Source organism: Lentzea kristufekii, from assembly GCF_033949925.1.
In the GTDB taxonomy this organism is placed as follows: domain Bacteria; phylum Actinomycetota; class Actinomycetes; order Mycobacteriales; family Pseudonocardiaceae; genus Lentzea; species Lentzea kristufekii.
Genome location: NZ_JAXAVV010000009.1, coordinates 66,000 through 79,879, shown reverse-complemented (window position 1 = coordinate 79,879; position 13,880 = coordinate 66,000). Strand labels below are relative to the sequence as shown.

Here is a 13,880-nt window from a genome sequence, read left to right as displayed (position 1 = left end):
CGACCCCCTTCGTCCGTCCCGCCAAAACGATCACAGCGGGACCAAACGAAGGACAGGCCAGACGACCGGCCACTTGTGGCCGGTCCACCTGATCAGCGCAAACGCGCGAAATGATCCTGCAGGCGCGCGTGCCGGAACTGGTAGACCGCACCCGCCCGGCGCAGCACGCCACGCCGGTAGGCGTCGTCGAGGAACGCCGGCAACCCCCACGGCAGCTTCCCGGTCAGCGGCAGCCAGACGCGCGCGAACACCACCCACTGCCCCCACGCGGTCAGGCTCAGCACGTACGCCAGCCCGCCGCCGATCCCGCCGACGAGCCCGAGCGACAGGGCCGTCGTCGGGCTCCACACCACCTCGAACCGCAACGCCGTCAGCCCGCTCGCGACGACCCCGGTGGCCCCGGCGACGAACACCGCGAACACCGGCACCATCATCGCGACGAGTCCGAGCACCGCACGGCGGTTCGCCGCCAGCAAGCCGTCGGGACTGCCCGCCGACCGCACGTCGAGCGGCGCCTCCAGCGCGGCGGCGACGGCGAACACCATCCCCGCGCCGGTCCCGAACACCAGACCGAACACGCCGATGTCGACCAGCACCCCGGCTGTCATCTCGAAACCGGGCGTGACCAGCCAGTACGCCATCGCGCGCACCAGCCCGTACGCGGCACCGACCGCGCCTCCGAACGCCAGCCCGAGCAGTCCGCGCGCCCACACCCGCTTGCCGGCGCGGCCCCGCAGCCGCAGCCGGGTCCGCACGGGTTCGATGGGCGTCCTGCTCACCACGTACCGGTGCGCTGCCCCGAACAGCACCCCGGTGACCAGCCCGATCATCACCGCGAACGCCACGCCCCTGGCAATCAGCGCACCTACCAGCACGGCTTCCAGCACCAGGTCCGCGACCCCGACGGCCACCCCGACGGTCAACCCGGTGACCACGGACGACGTGCTGAACCGCCACCACGCCAGGTCGTGCGTGCCGAGCCTGGTCAGGTGGTCGGCGAGGTGACCGAGCCAAGGCTGCACACGTTCGGCATGCACGCCGTATACCGCTGGTATGAAGCTGCTGAGCAGGTGTCGTTCGATCTCGTCGGGCTCGTGGAAGGCCAGCAGCGCGACCGGATCGTGGTCCGGGGTGTCGCTGTAGATCCGCCGCGCCAGAGCCACCATCAACGGCGTCGTCAGCACCTCCGCCAGCGGCCCGCCGTTGCGCACCTCGTCCAGCACGGGCTTCCAGGCGTTGCCGCCCGGCCCGGTCTTGCGGGTGGTGCGCGGCAGGTAGTCGGCCAGGTCGTCGCACGTCAGGTCGGCCAGCACGACCGTGGCGGCCGACGTCAGCACGTCCGTGCCCTCGACGGCGTCGCGGTACTCGTCCACCCGGCTGGTCAGCAGCAACGGCAGAGTGGTGGTGTTCAACGCGTTGAGCGCCGGCCGGTGCAGTCCGGCCGCGATCTCGTCGAAGCCGTCCAGCACGGGCAGCACCCGCTGCGCGTCGACCAGTGCCGCCGCCAGCGTGCCGCCGCCGGGGCCCGGCGCCGCGAGGAACGGGTGGTCGCGCGTCAGCTGATCGGCGAGCCAGTCGCGGAGCCCCGAGCGTCCGGGATGCCACGCCCCGAGGTGGAAGATCACCGGCACGGGGTCGGCGGGGTTGCGCGCACCGAGCAGGTCCAGCACGAACCGCGTGGTCAGCACCGTCTTGCCGGACCCGGCCCGTCCCAGCACGACCAGCCGCCGCGACCCGACCCTGCGGTAGACCTCGACGACCTGGTCCAGCCGTCCGCCGAGCGCGGCCTCGGCGCCGATGTTGAGCCGGCTGTCCATCCACGTCGCGGGCGCCTCGTCCCACCGCACCGGCAGCGGGACCGGGTCGTGGACCTGCCGCTGCTCCTCTTCGCGCCGCCACCGGGCCTCGATCGCGACCTTCAGCGTCTCGGCGGCCTCGTGCAGGGGGTCGAACCGCACCGGCTCCACGACCAGCGGTTCGTCGCGCCCGGCAGCGGAGAACAGCTCGACGCGTTCAGCGCCGGTGAGCTCCAGAGCATCCGCCAACGCGCGCACGGTCCCCATGCGGGGATCGGTCCGTTCGCCGGTCTCCAGCCCACGCACCGTGCGAATGCCCACGGCAGCGCGCTGAGCGAGCGCTTCCTGGCTCAATCCCGCCCGCTGCCGCCATTGACGCAGCAGTAAGCCGAACTGGCTCGCCACAACCGCCCCCTCGTCCAGATGATCAGCAGAGTACCGAGACGGCCGCGTCTCGTGGCCGATCCCATCCGGTTGGAGGAAGATCACGGATGTGCTGACCGAGTGGCTCCACGCCGTTCCACCCTTGCTGGTCTACGTCGTCGTGGGCCTGGTGGTCGGGGTCGAGAGCATGGGGATCCCGCTGCCGGGCGAGGTCGTGCTCGTCGCGGCGGCGCTGATGGCCTCGCACCACGACGGCATCTCACCGCTGTGGGTGGGCATCTCCGCGTCGGCCGGCGCGATCATCGGCGACAGCGTCGGGTACGCGCTGGGCAAGCGGTTCGGGCAGCGGATCTTCGGCTGGGCGGGCGAGAAGTTCCCCAGCCACTTCAGTCCGGACAAGATCGGCCGCGCCCAGGCGCTGTTCGAGCGGTTCGGCGCCTGGGCGGTCTTCTTCGGCCGGTTCGTGGCGTTGCTGCGGATCCTGTCCGGTCCGCTCGCGGCCACGATGGGCATGCACTACGGGAAGTTCCTGCTGGCCAACGCAGCTGGCGGCATCGCGTGGGCCGGCGGCACGACGGCGGCCGTCTACGTCGTGGGAGAGGCCGCCGAGCACTACCTCGCGGAGTTCTCGTGGATCGCGCTCGTGGTCGTGCTGCTCGCGGTCATCGGGTTCAGCGTCCGAGCCCGGCTCCGCCGTTCACCCCGATGACCTGGGCGGTGACGTGGCCGGCCTCCGGTGAGGCCAGGAACGTGATCACCGCGGCGACGTCGGCCGGGGTGCCCGCGCGGCCGTTCGCCGGGTTGCCGACGAGCTTCTTGCGCCGCTCCTCACTCAGGGTGCCGCCGAAGAACTCGGTGTCCTCGACGACACCCGGCGACACGACGTTGACCGTGATCCCCCTTGCCCCCAGTGCGAACGCGAGGTCCGCCGTCCACGCCTCGACCGCAGACTTGGCCGCGCCGTAGGCACCCGAACCCCGCCTGCCCGCGATCGAGCCGAGAGTCACCACCCGCGCGTTGTCGGCCAGGCGCGGTTCGAGCGCGGTCGTCACGAGGACGGCGCTGATCACGTTGGACTCGTAGTTCGCGAGCCACAGGTTCCGCACGTCGGTCAGGTTCTCCGGCGTGGGCAGGCGGCGGGTCATGTTGCCGCCCGCGTTGTTGACGAGAACGTCCACAGAGGACGGCAGGTCGTTCAGCGCCGCCTGCACCGACTCCGGGTCGGCCGCGTCGAACACCACCGCCCGTGCGCCGATCTCCTCGGCCGCCGCCTTGAGCACGTCCTCCCTGCGTCCCGTGATCACCACGTCCAGGCCCTGCTCGACGAGCCGGGCCGCCACCGCCTTGCCGATGCCGGTACCGCCGCCGGTCACCACTGCTGTGCGTGTCATGCGGCCTTTGATAACAGGGGAATACATGCAGGTCGATCAGCCTGTTGGCCCAGTGGGGTTCACGTCTGTGACTAGGCTGCTCAGACCCGACTCCACTGGGGAGACAGCATGGAAACTCACGTTCTGGAAACCGACGGCGCCGCCATCACGTACGACGTGAGCGGCTCCGGTGGCCGTCCGTTGATGATGATCGGCCAGCCGATGGACGCCAGCGGGTTCGTCGCGTTGCGCGCGCAGTTCCCCGACCGCACGGTGATCACCTACGACCCGCGCGGCATCGGCCGCAGCACCCGTTCGGACGGTCGCACCGACAACACTCCCGAGATCCAGGCCGCGGACGTCCACGCGGTGATCGAGGCCGTCGGCGGTCCGGTCGACCTGTTCGCGTCGAGCGGAGGCGCGGTCACGGCCCTCGAACTCGTCGCCGCGTACCCGGACGACGTCGTCACGCTCGTCGCGCACGAGCCGCCGATCATCGACGTGCTGCCCGACGCGGCCGCCGCCCGCCGGGCGCGCGACGGGTTCATGAACGCCTACCAGGCCAAGGGCCAGGGTGCCGGTATGGCGGCGTTCATGCAGATGAGCTCGTGGCAGGGCGAGTACACCGACGAGTACTTCGCGTTGCCCCTGCCGGATCCCGCGCAGTTCGGGATGCCCTCCGAGGACGACGGCAAGCGCGACGACCCGTTGCTCGGGACCGCCTCGCTCGCCATCACCGACTACTACCCGCGGGTGCAGGCCCTGGCCGCCGCGCCCACGCGCGTCGTGATCGCGGTGGGCGAGGAGACCGGTGACGCGTTCACCGGGCGCACGGCCGTCCACACGGCACGCCTGCTCGGCCAGGAGGCCGTGGTGTTCCCCAGCCACCACGGCGGTTTCCTCGGCGGCGAGTTCGGTTACGCGGGCAAGCCAGAGGAGTTCGCCGTCAAGCTCCGCGAAGTGCTCGGCTGAGGATGACGTCGGCCGCTCGCTGAGCGCCACCGGCGTCGGCGATGGCGGCACGCATCCGGTCCAGGTTGCGCCGGATCGTGCCGTCCGCCGTGACTCGGTCGACGGCCGCGCGCAGGTCCGCGTGGTCGTCGACCCGTTCGCCCAGCCCGAGTTCGGCGACGCGGCCGGCGTTCCCGGCCTGTTCCGGGGTCTGCGGCACGACCACCAGGGGCACTCCCGCGTGCAGCGCCTCCATTACGGAGTTCATACCGCCGTGGCTGATGAACGCGGCCGTGTGCTTGAGCACCGCGGGCTGCGGGAACCACGGCCGCACCTCGACGGTGTCCGTTCCTGCCACGTCCCGGGCCGTCATCGCCACCTGCCACCGGCCGTCGGCGAACTGGTCGAGACACGCCTGGTAGAAGGCCTGGTCGCTCATCACCGAGCCGAGCGAGACGTAGAGCAGCGGCAGGTCCGCGCGGCGGGGCGCCCACTCCTCGTCGAGCCTGCGCCCCAGCACGGGGCCGACGAAGTGGAACGACGCGTCGAAGGTCTCCCCGAACGGCTGGTACTGCCGCAGCAGGAACACCACGCTGCAGGCTTCCGGTGCCTCGACGGTGCTCCACGCGTCGAGCTCGACGCCGTGCTCGGCGGCGAACCGCGCGGTGTCGTCGGCGAGGTACCGGTCCAGGTCGACGTCCATGACCTTGTGGTGCTCGTTGGACGCGACGTGCGGCAAGGTGCGCACCGCGGGGACACCGAGCCGTCGCGCGACGAGGCGTGCGGGCCAGTTGGTCGCGTCGTAGCAGATCAGGTCCGGCGTGGTGGTCCGGCAGTGGTCGAGCAGGACCGGGTAGGTCGCGGCCATCGCCCTGAAGTAGTGCGGGAACCACTCGTCGATCGGGTTGTCGGTGACGGGCCGGAAGGCGGGCAGCGCGGGGAGTTCCACCCACCGCGCGCCCGCTGCGACCACCGCCTCGGCGTGCTCGGCACCGGTCGCGTACTCGACCTCGGCGCCGCGTCCGGCCAGTTCCTCGACGACCGCGAGAGTCGGCGTGACGTGGCCATGTCCTGCGAGCGTGACGAAGAGGATCCCCATTGCTCCGATCCTGCCGAACGCACGCAAGCGGATTACCGCAGGAAGGCCTCGACCACCTCGGCCACCCGCTGCCCGCTGGCGAAGTCCGCCAGGTCACGCGGGTGCTCGCCCCGCACGGCCTGCGCGAACAGCGTGAGCCGCGAGTAGTCGGAGCCGGTCTGCTCCAGCGCCACCGGTTCCCAGGCACCACCGTCCGAAGTGGACAGCAGGGCCCACTGGCCGAGGCGCAGCGATCGTTCGGTGCCCCAGGCGGTCCACTCGTAGACCTCGGGCCCGGCCAGGCCGGAGAACGCCGACACGTGCACCGGCACGCCGCTGCCCCGCAGCACACCGCGGGCCGCCACCTCGGCCGCACCGGGCTCGGGGAAGTCCGACGACACCGACTCGACCGTGAGCGGCCCGAGCATCCGGTCGGTCAGGTAGACGAAGTGCGACAACACCTCGCGGACGAACCCGCCCTGCTCGGAGCGCGACAGCCAGGCCGCCTCCGCCTGGAAGGCCCTGGGCCAGCGCGGGAACTGCAGCCGGATCTCGACGCCGCGCAGCGTGCCCAGCTCGGGCAGCCGTCGTTCGATCTCGATCGTGGCCACCATGTCCGACAGCGCGAAGTTGATCGCGTTCGGGCGTCCCTGCGCGGCTTCGGCCAGCGCGCGGGCCTCGCCGAGATCGACGGCCAGCGGCTTCTCGCAGAACACCGCCTTGCCCGCGTCGAAGGCCTTCAGCACGAGCTCGGCGTGCGAGGCGGGTGGCGTCGAGATGTACACGGCGTCCACATCGGACAGCACGGCGTCCAGCGTCGTGACGACCGGGATGTCGAGCGCGCGGGGTACGACGTCGACGCCGGCGACCACGGTGAAGCCGGGATGCTGCCGCGCCGCCGTCAGCATCCGGGTGCCCATGGCTCCCAGGCCGACGACGGCGAGGCGAATCGGATCAGCGATCATGGCCCTATTCTGCAGGTGCCCAGGCCTTGGACAGCTTCACCCGTGCTCCGGTCTGCAACAACGAGTTGGTGTAGAGCCTGGACGCGACCAGCAGGATCGTCGCCACGGTCGCCGCGAGAATGCCGAGTGACAGGATCGCCTCCCACGGCTTCGCCTGTTCGGCGAACAACCGCACCGGCATCGCAACGCCGGCAGTGAAGGGCACGAACGACATCCACTTCAGCACCACGGGGTTCTCGAAGAAGAACTGCACGCCGAAGTACGGTCCCATCACCGCGATCATGACCAGGCCCATGGTCGAGCCGAGGTCCTCCTGGCGGCTGACCAGCGCGCCCGCGACCGCCCACATGGACGAGATCAGCACGAACCCGAGCATCAGGAACGGGATGAACCAGCCCAGCGCGGGTGCCACCACCCCCAGCAGCTCGCCGAGTCCCGCGACCCGCAGGGCTATCGGTGCCGTGAGTGCCAGCACCACGACCTGGCCCAGGGTGAGGATCGTGTGCCCGAGGATCTTGCCCGCGAGCAGCGCCCGCACCGGCACCGTCGACACGAGGATCTCGACGATCCGCGTCTGCTTCTCGGTCACGGTGCTCTGCGCGATCGCCGCGCCGCCCATGCCGAACATCAGGAACACCAGCCCGAACACGAGAACCGTGACGAACCGCTGGCCGGAGTTCACCGCCGAGGCGTCCAGCAGCTCCACCGGGGGCGACTGGACGAGCTGGCTGACCACGTCGCTCGGCGCGTCGTTGAGCGCGAGGACCTTGATCCCGGCGCCGTCCGGCACGATCGCGGCCTCGACGTCGTCGGCCCTGACCAGGTCGGCGGCCTCCTGGACGGTGCCGACCTCCCGCACGTCGAGTTCCTTGCCCTGCACCACCTGCACGGCCGAGCCGACCGCGGCGACCTTGGGGTCGTCGCCGCCGAACACCGTCGGCAGCACGGTGAGCGCGAACAACCCGACGATCGTGAAGGCGAAACCGATCCAGAAGCCCTTGGTGGTGACCAAGGTCTTCATCTCACGTTCGGCGACGAGCCACGTCGCCTGGCTGAAGGAGGCCCGAGCCATGTCAGATCACTTCCCTGAAGATCTCGTCCAGCGTGGGCACGACGGGCGTGAACGAGCGGACCTCGCCGCGTTCGAGCGCTGCCCTGAGCACCTGCTGGGATTCCGCCTCGAACACCGCGCGTGGCCCGTCGAGCTCCAGGATCGTCACGCCGGGCACGTCACGGACCCAGCCCGCGTCCTCCTCGACGACGATCTCGTAGCGGCTGCCCGCGTGCCGGGCGCGCAGCTCCTCGCGTGACCCGTTGGCCACGACCCGTCCCTTGGAGATGATCACGACGTCGTCGCAGAGCCGTTCCACGATCGCCAGCTGGTGGCTCGAGAACAACACCGGCACCCCGCCGGCGGCCCGCTTGCGCAGCACGTCCAGCACGGTCTCGACGGCGATCGGGTCGAGCCCGGAGAACGGCTCGTCCAGGATCAGCACGGCCGGCTCGTGCACCAGCGCGGCCGCGATCTGCACGCGCTGCTGGTTGCCGAGCGACAACTCCTCGAGCCGGTCGCCGGCCCGATCGGTCAGCTCCAGGTCCTCGAGCAGCGCGTCGGTGTTGCGCTGCGCGGTCTCCCGGTCGACGCCGTGCAACCGCGCCAGCCACGTGATCTGGTCGCGCACCTTCATCTTGGGGTAGAGCCCGCGCTCCTCCGGCATGTAGCCGAAGTCCGGCCGCGTCTGCGCCGTGACCTCCTGCCCCTGCCAGCTCACCGTTCCCCCGTGCGCGGCGAGCACCCCCAGCACGATGCGCATCGTGGTCGTCTTGCCCGACCCGTTGGCGCCCAGGAAGCCCGTCATCCGGCCGGGCCGGACGTCGAAGCTCACCTCGTCGAGCACCTTGTGATCGCCGAAGCTCCGGCTGATCCCCCTGACAGTCAACATGGGAGGAACGGTAGGTCGTCGCGTTCAAGATCGCGTCCGCCGCGCGGCATCATCCTCGCGGAGGACGCCTTACGGGCTAACGTGCCCGCATGACGACCTTCCGGCTGGCCGCCTACGCCGTGAGCATCGAGAACGACCGCGTGCTGCTCGTTCGTTGTGCGTCAGCGTTCGACGAAGGCCACTGGTCGCTGCCCGGTGGTGCGGTGGAGCACGGCGAGGATCCGTTCGACGCCGTGGTCCGGGAGGTCGCCGAGGAGACCGGATGCGACGGCGAGGTCGAACGCCTGCTCGGCGTGGACTCCCGGTTCATCCCCGCGGCCGAACGCCACCTGCCGGAGAAGGGGCCGCACCAGAACGTCGGCGTCTTCTACCGCGTCCGCATCACCGGCGAACCGCGGCCGGAGCCGAACGGGGCGACCTTCGATCCTGTGTGGACACCGCTGGCCGACGTCGCCGGTCTGCGCCGGTCGTCGCTGGTCGACGTCGGTCTGGCTCTCGCGCTGGGAATGCCGCCGACCGGGCACGTCGCCGCGGTCCCGGTCGGCGGCCTGGTCCTGCACTAGGGCCTGCATCGAAGCCTGGTTCGATGAGAGTCGCGGGCCAGGCTTCGATGCAGGCCCTAGCGCGCCCCGGCCGTGACGCCGAGCCGGTGCCCGCCGGTGTAGACGTTCATCGACGTCCCGCGCAGGAACCCGACCAGCGTCACGCCCATCTCCTCGGCGAGGTCCGCGGCCAGCGACGACGGCGCGGACACGGCGGTGAGCACCGCAATCCCTGCCATGACCGCCTTCTGCACCAGTTCGAACGACGCCCGCCCGCTCACCATCAGCACGGTGCTCGTCAGCGGCAGCCTGCCGGTGCGCGTCGCCCAGCCGACGACCTTGTCGACGGCGTTGTGCCGGCCGACGTCCTCGCGCAGGCAGAGAAGACCGCCCCGGGCGTCGAACAGCCCGGCCGCGTGCAGGCCGCCGGTGCGGTCGAAGACCCGTTGCGCGGCACGGAGTTTCGTCGGGAACTCCGTGATCGTCCTCGGGTCGAGGCGGATCGGGTCGTCCGCGACCTGCCAGGTCGCCACGGTGCGCACGGCGTCCAGGCTGGCCTTGCCGCACAGGCCGCAGGACGAGGTGGTGTAGAAGTTGCGTTCGATCGACGGGTCGGGTGGCGCGACGCCTTCCGCCAGGCCGACGTCGAGCACGTTGTAGGTGTTGCCGCCGTCGGCCGTGGCGCCCGCGCAGTAGCGGATCGACACGATGTCGGACGGCGCGCGCACCACGCCCTCGCTGACCAGGAAACCCGCGGCCAGGTCGAAGTCGTCACCCGGCGTGCGCATGGTCACGGCGAGGGACTTGCCCCGCACGCGGATCTCCAGCGGTTCCTCGACCGCCAGCGTGTCCGGTCGCACGGTGGCCGCGTCGTCTACCAGCCGCACCACGCGCCGCCTGCTCGTCACTCGTCCCATGCGTTGCCTCCCTGCAGATCGCGACGCACTCGTCGAGCAGCCGCCGCAACACCTCGTCCCCGGACATCGCCCTGACGGCCCTGCTCACGACCCAGTCGCGCGGCCACCACCTCGGCGCGGCGATCCCGGCACTGCGCGCGCAGTGCGCGATCAGGCGTTCGGCGGGCGCCTTCTCCGTGCCGATCACCCTGGTGGCGAACGGCAGCAGCCTTCTTCGTCCATCCTCTGTGGACTGGTCGTTGACGCACCGCGCCACGCACGCCAGCACCGGGTGCACGCAGGCGGGCCGGTCCGACCACACCTCGCCCGCGAGCACGGACGTCAGCTCCATCAGGCAACAGCCGTCCGCCGGTGTCCGGTGCCAGCCTTTCGTGAGCCGCGGCACGCGGCTCACAGGCGCGGCCTTCCCGGTTGCGACAGGTGCGCGGTGAGCACCGCGCCCGCCAGCCCGAGCATGCCCGCCGCGATGAACGCGAACGCGGGCCCTTGCGAGGCAAGGACAACGGCGGCCAGCAACGCGCCCGCGGCCTTGGCGGTGTAGAGGACGCCGAAGTTCCGCGCGCCGTTCGTCTCGCCGAAGTACTCCCTCGTCACGCCGACCAGCAGCGAGTAGCAGCACCCGGTGCCGAGGCCCGCGAGCGTGGCGCCGATGAGCAGCCCCGCGACGTTCTGGGAGTACAGCAGCACGAACTGCGCCAGCCCTCCCGTCGCCAGCGTCCAGACCAGCGCCTTCCTGCGCCCCACCCGGTCCGAGATCCACCCGACCAGCACGCGCCCGGTGCCGGTCGCCGCCGCCAGCGTGGCCAGCGCGACGCCCCCGAGCACCTTGTCGCCGACGAACAACGGCAGGTACGCCAGGTCGTAGAGCGACACCGCTGCCGCGAACGCGACACCGCCGTACAGCCACCAGAACGTGCCGCACCGCATGGCCTCGTGCGTCCGGAACTCCTTGAGCGCGGACCGGTTCGGCACGCGCGCCCGATCGAGCGCCCACTCGCGGGGCGGGATGTGCGGCGGCCACCAGTGCTCGGGCGGGTCCTTCACCACCGCGCCCGCCACCGCCACGACGACGGCGATCACGACCCCGGCCTGCAGGAGGAACCCGTCGCCGAAGAACAGCCCGGCGGCCAGCACGAACGGCACCGACCCGTACGCGAACGCCCCGCTGACGAACGCGACCTTCCGCGTGACGCGCTCCGGGTACCACCGCACGACAACGCCGAGACACGTCGCGTAGACCAGCCCCGCGCCGATGCCGCCGAGGATCGCGTAGCCGACCAGCCGGCCCTGCCCGAGCGTCAGCAGCCCGGCGCCGCACAGGACCGCCCCGATCCACATCGCGCCGGTGGACGTGAGCCTCTTCCGCTCTCTCAACCAGGCCGCCGGGAACGCCGTGCCCGCCTGGCACACGGTCCACAACGCCAGTGCCCAGAACAACTCCGGCACACTCCACCGGTCCTGCAACTGAGGGATCAGCGCCCCGAACCCGTACTGCCCGATGCCGGCCGCGAGCATCGCCGCCCAAGCGGCCCACAGCACCGTGCGACGCGAACGCCCCGACGCCTCGACGTCGGTCTCCCCCACCCGGTAGAGCCTGCCGACGTGATCACGTACGTAAGTCGCGACTGGCATGCCCTTCACCCCGTCCCGAGGATTGCATACAGTATTCGGTAGGCTATACCACGGGAGCCACGATGAACATGCCCTGGACACTCGCCCGCCAGACGGCACGCGACGCCGCGAAGCCGTTGGACGCGACCGAACTCGTCCTGCCCGAGGCCCTGGGGCTGGCGCTCGCCTCGGGCGTGCGCGCCCTCACCGACCAGCCGACCTGCGACACCTCCGCCATGGACGGCTACGCGGTGACGGGTCCCGGCCCGTGGCGGATCGCCGGCCGGGTGGCGGCCGGAGACCCGGTGCCGGAGGTGGTCCTGCGGTCAGGCGAGGCGTTCGGGGTGGCCACGGGCGCGCCGGTGCCGGACGGCTCGGACTTCGTGGTTCCGGTGGAGCTCTGCTCTGCCGACGGCACAGTGCTCCGGGAGGCGCCCCTCGCCGAACGCCGCCCGGCCACGCCCGGCAGACACATCCGCCGCCGAGGTGAGGACTGGCCGGCCGGTGCGGAACTCGTCCCCGCCGGCTCCCTCGTCACCCCGGCTCTCCTGGGCCTCGCCGCCGGAGCGGGCCACGACACCCTCCTGGTCCACCGCCGCCCGCGCGTCGCCGTGATCGTGACCGGCGACGAGCTCCTCCACACCGGCCCGCCCCACCCAGGCCACGTCCGCGACGCCATCGGCCCGATGCTCCCCGGCCTGCTGACCAGGGCCGACCTCCTGGACACCACCCACCTGCGCGACGACCTGTCCGCGCTGACCGACGCCCTCGCGTCCGGCCAGGCCGACGTCCTCGTCACGTGCGGCGCCACCTCGGTCGGCCCGGCCGACCACCTGCGCCGGGCGCTGAGCAGCCTCGACGCCGAGGTCCTGGTCAGCGGCGTCGCCTGCCGTCCAGGCCACCCGATGCTGCTCGCCGTCCTGCCCGGCGGCCGCTGCGTCGTCGGCCTGCCCGGCAACCCGTTCGCCGCCCTGGCCGCAGTGGTGACCCTGCTCCACCCGCTGCTCGACGCCCTCGGCGGCCACGCCGCCCGTCCACCGGTCACGGCCTGGCTTCCCGACGGCGGCGCTCACCGCACGGACACCCGCCTGGTCCCGGTCACCCGGTCCGGTGGCCTGGCCGTGCCCGCCGGCCACGACCGGCCCGGCTCCCTGCGGGGTGCCGCGCTCGCCGACGCGCTCGCGGTCGTCCCGCCCGGTCACCGGGGCGGCGAGGTGGAGGTGCTCACTTGCGGGAGCGCCAGCTGACCTTCGACGAACCCGCCTCCGGCGCGTCCTTCACGACGGTGCGCACCGGCAGCCCGAGGAACTCGCCGAACCGCGCGGTGTGCTCGGCGAGCCGGTCGACGTCGAAGCCCGGCAGCGGCCGCAGCTCCACGTCCACCGAGGTCTTCTTCATGACCCGCCGCCACAGCCCCGCGATCTGGCCGTCCTCGATGATCGTCGCGTAGAACATGCCGTTGTAGGTGGAGATCGGGATCTCGTCGTACCGGGTGAAGAACGCGCTCCGGTCCTTGTAGCCGATCAGCAGCTCGTCGTAGGCGGGCAGCACGAACGCGCCCGAGCCCGGCGTGAGGTCCGGCGGCAGCCAGTACTCCTTGCCGTCGAACTCCTCCCGCACCAACGAGTGCTTCACCGCCTCGAGACCGCGGGAGGCCTCGCGCACGCCGATGCCGCACCAGTTCGCGAAGTCCGCCAGGGTCGCAGGGCCGTGGCTGCCGAAGAACCGCGACGCCAGCACGGCCATCGCCTCGTCGCCCTCCAGCGAACGCTGCCGCGGCGCCCATTCGTCCAGCAGCACGAACGTCTGCTCCTTGCCGCGCGGAGGGCCGGGCACCACCAGGCCCTCCTGGGCGAGGTGGATGAACGTGAAGTAGCTCTGCTGCCGGTCGTCCGGGATGCCGACGCCCGCCATCAGGTCGATCATCTCGCGCCGGGTGAGGCAGCCGCCGCCGGTGAGCGCCTCCACGAACGTCTTGCGCGCCAGTGACATCAGCTCGGGCGTCATGTGGTGGTACTGCCACGCCTTGGGCGTCAGCCGGGCGAGGTCGCGGGCGCCGAACAGGCCGAGCATCCACCGGACGTCCTCGGCCGGGACGTAGTGGATCGTGCCACGCATCAGCCACGTGCGGACGACGCGTCCGGTCCGCAGCGCCTCCTCGACGTCGGCGATGCGGGCCGCGGCGGTGCGCAGCCCGATCGCCCACAGCGACTGGCCGTAGTCCTGGCCCTGCACGGCTCCCAGTGAGCGGACGACGTCCTCCGCCGACTGGAGCCGCCCGATGTTGCCGAGGCGCAGTGCCGCGATGTCCATCAGGACAGTC

At 71.5% G+C, this 13,880-nt stretch carries 13 protein-coding genes; 4 read left to right on the top strand and 9 right to left on the bottom strand.

Annotation, left to right across the window (positions count from 1 at the left end):
* Nucleotides 1-92: 92 nt before the first annotated feature.
* Nucleotides 93-2,201 carry an XRE family transcriptional regulator gene (locus tag SK571_RS19660; protein ID WP_319985536.1) on the bottom strand — a complete coding sequence of 703 codons (2,109 nt, stop codon included), beginning with the start codon at nt 2,199-2,201 and terminating at the stop codon, nt 93-95.
* 88 nt (nt 2,202-2,289) lie between these two features.
* Between SK571_RS19660 and SK571_RS19655 the strand changes: the two genes are divergently transcribed.
* Nucleotides 2,290-2,889 carry a DedA family protein gene (locus tag SK571_RS19655; protein ID WP_319985535.1) on the top strand — a complete coding sequence of 200 codons (600 nt, stop codon included), beginning with the start codon at nt 2,290-2,292 and terminating at the stop codon, nt 2,887-2,889.
* Here the strand turns inward: SK571_RS19655 and SK571_RS19650 are convergent.
* Nucleotides 2,852-3,571, bottom strand: a complete 720-nt coding sequence (locus tag SK571_RS19650; RefSeq protein WP_319985534.1) for an SDR family NAD(P)-dependent oxidoreductase — start codon at nt 3,569-3,571, stop codon at nt 2,852-2,854. The genes SK571_RS19655 and SK571_RS19650 overlap by 38 nt on opposite strands.
* 108 nt (nt 3,572-3,679) lie before the next feature.
* Here SK571_RS19650 and SK571_RS19645 point away from each other — a divergent pair, with 108 nt between their 5' ends.
* The gene (locus tag SK571_RS19645) at nt 3,680-4,522 is read left to right on the top strand and encodes an alpha/beta fold hydrolase (protein WP_319985533.1); all 843 of its coding nucleotides are present in this window, start codon (nt 3,680-3,682) and stop codon (nt 4,520-4,522) included.
* On the opposite strand, the gene SK571_RS19640 is transcribed toward SK571_RS19645, so the two are convergent.
* Genes SK571_RS19640 through SK571_RS19625 form a run of 4 tightly spaced genes read right to left on the bottom strand, consistent with a single transcriptional unit; the run spans nt 4,497 to nt 8,487 of the window.
* The gene (locus tag SK571_RS19640) at nt 4,497-5,600 is read right to left on the bottom strand and encodes a macrolide family glycosyltransferase (RefSeq protein WP_319985532.1); all 1,104 of its coding nucleotides are present in this window, start codon (nt 5,598-5,600) and stop codon (nt 4,497-4,499) included. The genes SK571_RS19645 and SK571_RS19640 overlap by 26 nt on opposite strands.
* Nucleotides 5,601-5,632: 32 nt before the next feature.
* The gene (locus SK571_RS19635; protein ID WP_319985531.1) at nt 5,633-6,544 is read right to left on the bottom strand and encodes a Gfo/Idh/MocA family protein; all 912 of its coding nucleotides are present in this window, start codon (nt 6,542-6,544) and stop codon (nt 5,633-5,635) included.
* Nucleotides 6,545-6,548: 4 nt separating this feature from the next.
* Nucleotides 6,549-7,616, bottom strand: a complete 1,068-nt coding sequence (locus SK571_RS19630) for an ABC transporter permease (protein WP_319985530.1) — start codon at nt 7,614-7,616, stop codon at nt 6,549-6,551.
* 1 nt (nt 7,617) lies between these two features.
* A complete protein-coding gene (locus tag SK571_RS19625; RefSeq protein WP_319985529.1) occupies nt 7,618-8,487 on the bottom strand; it encodes an ABC transporter ATP-binding protein in 870 nt (289 codons plus the stop codon).
* An 89-nt stretch (nt 8,488-8,576) separates the two neighbouring features.
* On the opposite strand from SK571_RS19625, the gene SK571_RS19620 reads away from it, so the two are divergent.
* On the top strand, nt 8,577-9,050 hold the full coding sequence (locus SK571_RS19620) for an NUDIX hydrolase (protein WP_319985528.1): 474 nt from the start codon (nt 8,577-8,579) through the stop codon (nt 9,048-9,050).
* Nucleotides 9,051-9,106: 56 nt separating this feature from the next.
* On the opposite strand, the gene fdhD is transcribed toward SK571_RS19620, so the two are convergent.
* A complete protein-coding gene (gene fdhD / locus SK571_RS19615) occupies nt 9,107-9,946 on the bottom strand; it encodes a formate dehydrogenase accessory sulfurtransferase FdhD (protein ID WP_319985527.1) in 840 nt (279 codons plus the stop codon).
* Nucleotides 9,947-10,336: 390 nt separating this feature from the next.
* Nucleotides 10,337-11,578, bottom strand: a complete 1,242-nt coding sequence (locus tag SK571_RS19610; protein ID WP_319985526.1) for an MFS transporter — start codon at nt 11,576-11,578, stop codon at nt 10,337-10,339.
* A gap of 62 nt (nt 11,579-11,640) precedes the next feature.
* Between SK571_RS19610 and SK571_RS19605 the strand changes: the two genes are divergently transcribed.
* The gene (locus SK571_RS19605; protein WP_319985525.1) at nt 11,641-12,804 is read left to right on the top strand and encodes a molybdopterin molybdotransferase MoeA; all 1,164 of its coding nucleotides are present in this window, start codon (nt 11,641-11,643) and stop codon (nt 12,802-12,804) included.
* Here the strand turns inward: SK571_RS19605 and SK571_RS19600 are convergent.
* Nucleotides 12,782-13,870: a winged helix DNA-binding domain-containing protein gene (locus tag SK571_RS19600; protein ID WP_319985524.1), complete on the bottom strand. Its 1,089-nt coding sequence runs from the start codon at nt 13,868-13,870 to the stop codon at nt 12,782-12,784. The two genes, SK571_RS19605 and SK571_RS19600, sit on opposite strands and share 23 nt — an antisense overlap.
* Nucleotides 13,871-13,880: the final 10 nt, after the last annotated feature.